Origin of the sequence: Micromonospora sp. MH99 (assembly GCF_021442385.1) — a bacterium.
In the GTDB taxonomy this organism is placed as follows: Bacteria; Actinomycetota; Actinomycetes; order Mycobacteriales; family Micromonosporaceae; genus Micromonospora.
Map to the genome: position 1 here is coordinate 1 of NZ_MUZA01000143.1, position 2,962 is coordinate 2,962.

Annotated in this window: 2 protein-coding genes; both read right to left on the reverse strand. The window is 77.3% G+C overall.

Annotated features, from left to right (window positions below; genetic code table 11):
* Window positions 1-2,229: hypothetical protein (locus B0E54_RS32155; protein WP_234591602.1), on the reverse strand; the 2,229-nt coding region annotated here is incomplete at its 3' end.
* Window positions 2,229-2,962, reverse strand: a 734-nt coding sequence (locus B0E54_RS32160) for a glycosyltransferase family 4 protein (protein ID WP_234591604.1), incomplete at its 5' end; no start/stop codon positions are given. The genes B0E54_RS32160 and B0E54_RS32155, both read right to left, overlap by 1 nt.

Genomic DNA, 2,962 nt, shown 5'->3' on the forward strand with positions numbered 1-2,962 from the left:
GCGTCCGGACCCGCGGGCAGCACGACCGCCCGTGGGGGCGCGGCGGGCCGGCCCGTCGCCACCGCCTGCGGGCCCGTCGCCCCCGGAGCCCGAGTCGTCGTCGGCCCCGTTCTCCCGGGCACGGCCCGTGCCCGGGCGGGTCCGGTCGGCGGCATGTCCGAGGACCCGCAGCGACGCCAACGCCGCCATCGGCACCACCAGGGCCGCCGCCGCCCCCGCCACGTCCAGCGCCGCGCCGTCGAGTACGCCGCCCAGCACCGCCGCGACCGCCGTGCCGCCCAGCGCGGCGCGGATCGCCGGGTAGATGCCGAACAGCCGCATCAGCCCGCCCCACGGTTGCAGCAGGGCGAACCACACGAGCAGCGCACCGGCCAGCGCCAGCACGGTCAACGGGCTGTTCACCAACGTCTCGAAGTTCGCCGTGCTGGAGCGGTGCACGGTGAACCCGCCGGTGCCGTCCGCGACCGCGGACAGGAACCGGCCCAGACTCCCCCGCTCCGCCGCCGGGCGCCGCAGGTCCACCAGGGCGAAGCCGATGCCGACCGCCAGGGCGGCCATGGTGGCCCACGCCAGTCGGGTGATGGTGAGCCAGCCGCCCGCGCTGATCGCCGCGGCCACACTCAGCCCGGCCGTCAGCGCGATGGCGCCGACCGGGTCGGCGCCCAGGTACGGGCTGCCGACCACCACCACGGCGAGACCGCCCACGGCGACCATCACCGCGGGCCGCCAGCGGCGGTGCACCCGCTGGGCGAACCACCCGCCGGTCACCAGCGCGCTGGCGAGGAACACGCCCAGCCCGACAGTGCTCAGCCCGGCGTACCGGCCACCCTGCAACGCCGAGTAGCCGACCACGCTGTTGAGCTGCAGGCTCGACCCGGTGAGCACGTCCAGCCCGACGACAAGTGTCGTGAGGCCGGCCACCGCGCCGAACGGGCCGAGCGTGTTCGCGTACCCGGGAGCGAACCGGACCGCCGCGGTGCCACCCGCGACCAGCAGCGCGGTGACCACGGCGAAGATCCATCCCGGGTGCTCGCCCCGCCACCAGGGGACGGCGTCGGCGAGCAGCGCGGCCGGAACGGTCAACGCCGCCGCCACCAGCAGCAACTCCACCACCGCCACGACGCGGGCGGAGACCGGGGTCGGTCCGGCCGGACCGGCGTGCGGTCGGGCCCGGCGCAGCAGCGGCAGCACCGCCAGAGCCAGCAGCACCTGAAGCCCGGCGAGCAGGGCGAAGAACCGGCCGGAGACGGCCCGCTGGGCGATCGCCTCCCGGTCGGCGTTCGCCGGCGCGTTGATCGCCTCGGTCAGGTCGGACGGTCGACCGCCGGTGCTGACCGCGGGCCGGCCGAGGAACAGCCGCTCCGGCATCGGCCGACCCAGCGCGGCAAGCGCCGTCGGCGCGAGGTCGACAAGTTGCAGGTAGCCGTCACGGCCGGTGCTGGCCGAGGTGAGCCAACCCCGCTCCCAGCCCGGCCCGTCGGCGACCACCACGTGCAGCCGCGACGGCTGCTCGGTGTCGGAGATTCCGGCCACCAGCACCAGCGACCGGTCCGGCCGCGCGGCCAGGACCCGGGCCAGCTGCGCGTCGGCCGCCCGCGCCTGCTCGGCACGCGCCGCCGGGTCCGTCCCCTCGACCGTGCCGAGGTCGACGATGCTCAGCACGCACGAGCCGAGCAGCCGGCGCGGATCGGCCGGCAGACCCGCGGCGTACCTGTCGACCCGGCCGAACGGGCGGGCGGCGGCCACTGCCGCGCCCGGACCCACGGCGACCGAGCAGCGCACCGACTCCGACAGCGACCCGGGCATGGTGCCCCAGGGCAGCCGCTGCTGGTTGTACTGGACCACGCTCTCCTGATCGGGCAGGTTCGCGCCGATCCCGTCCGGTTGCTCCACTGTCACGCCGGCGGGCGGGCAGCCGCCGTCGGGCCGGGTGCCGTTCCACGCGGCGAAGCTGCCCGCGCCGAGGGTCAGCCACCCGTCGACCGGGCAGGTGGGCCGGTGCGCGGACCGCACCGACAGGGAGCCGATCGAGCCGTCCCGGGCCATCCGCCACAGCGTCGGTGTGCTCTGCTGGTCGACGTCCTCCCAGCGCAGCCCGGCGATCCCGGCGAGCACCACGAAGTCGGCGGTGCGGTGCGGGGTGCCCTGTGGCGGCCGGGCGGCCAGCGCGGTGACGCCCAGCACCACCACGAGCACGGTCAGCAGGGCGGGAGCGAGTCGACGCACCATCACCGGTGTCCCGTCATCGGTGCGTCGGAGCCGGGGGCGGCCGGTGGAGTCCCACGGGCGGCCAGCTCGGCGTAGAGGGCCGCCAGCACGGCCACCGTGTCGGCCTCGGTGGGCCACGTCGCCGCCCGTTCGGCGCCGCGCCGACCCAGCTCGGCCCGGGCCTCCGGATCGTCCAACAGCGCGCGCACCGCCGCGTCGACCGCGTCCACGTCGCCGGCGGGGACCAGCTCGGCGGCGTCGCCGACCAGCTCCGGCAGGCCACCCACGGCGGTCGCCACCAGCGGCACGCCGGCCCGCATCGCCTCCTGGGCGAACAGCTGCCGGGCCTCCCAGTCGCTGGTGACCACCGCGAGATCGGCGCCGGCGAGCAGGTCGGCCACGTCGGTGCGGTGCCCCAGCAGGGTCACCGGGGCCCGGGCGGCGGAGGTCCGCGCGGCAAGCGGCAGGTACGCCGGGCCGCTCCCGGCGATCACGACGACCGGCGGCGGGGTACGCGTACGCCAGCGGGCGGCCGCGTCGATCAGCACGTCGTAGCGCTTCTGCGGGTGCAGCCGCCCCACCGAGACGAGCAAGGGCTGCTCCGGCCGTACGCCGAACTCGGCGCGCACGGCGGCGCGGCGTCGACGGGGTGCGGGCAGCGTCGGGGCGGCGACCGGGGCGAGTCGGGCGTCGGCGGCGCCCAGCGCTGCGGCCCGCTCGACCAGGTCGGTGGAGGCGCCGAGAGCCACCCGGG